Source organism: Burkholderia sp. 9775_39, assembly GCF_015712225.1.
GTDB lineage: Bacteria > Pseudomonadota > Gammaproteobacteria > Burkholderiales > Burkholderiaceae > Burkholderia > Burkholderia cenocepacia.
This window is the reverse complement of the sequence record NZ_JACCQC010000087.1, coordinates 1-463: the sequence shown is the minus strand read 5'-3', so window position 1 is coordinate 463 and position 463 is coordinate 1. Positions and strand designations below refer to the sequence as shown.

General features: G+C 47.1%; 1 protein-coding gene. It reads right to left on the bottom strand.

Annotation, left to right across the window (positions count from 1 at the left end):
- Window positions 1-463 (bottom strand): helix-turn-helix transcriptional regulator (locus H0X90_RS35375; protein WP_196438441.1); only part of this gene is annotated, 463 nt, incomplete at both ends.

Genomic DNA, 463 nt, shown 5'->3' with positions numbered 1-463 from the left:
CTATATGTCTGCGGCATGCTCCCAATAACCTTACCGAAGATGAACACCCGGTTCATCTCGTCTTTCTCGATCGGGTCCCACGGTGAGTAGCTTTTGTTATCAGAGATGACCAGCAGCTTATCCTTCATCATTTGCAGGCGCTTTACATGGGCTGTGTCGTCGTACAGAAACGCATAGATACCATCACCGTCGAAAGATTTAACTGTGATATCAACGAACAGCAGATCACCTGGTTCGATCGTTCCTGACATGCTGTCACCACGCACGTTAATGATGCGGATATTTTCCGCCTTCCTACCATCGAACATGTGACGAGCATCGTCAAACGAGTACTCAACCGAGCGTAGAACTTCTACAAACTCACGGTTGATGACTCCCGGCCCAGCACTGACTTCTATATCAAGAACGTCAATCTTGAAGTATTTGGAATGGCTGACAGTTGATTGTATTGGTTGCACTGTAC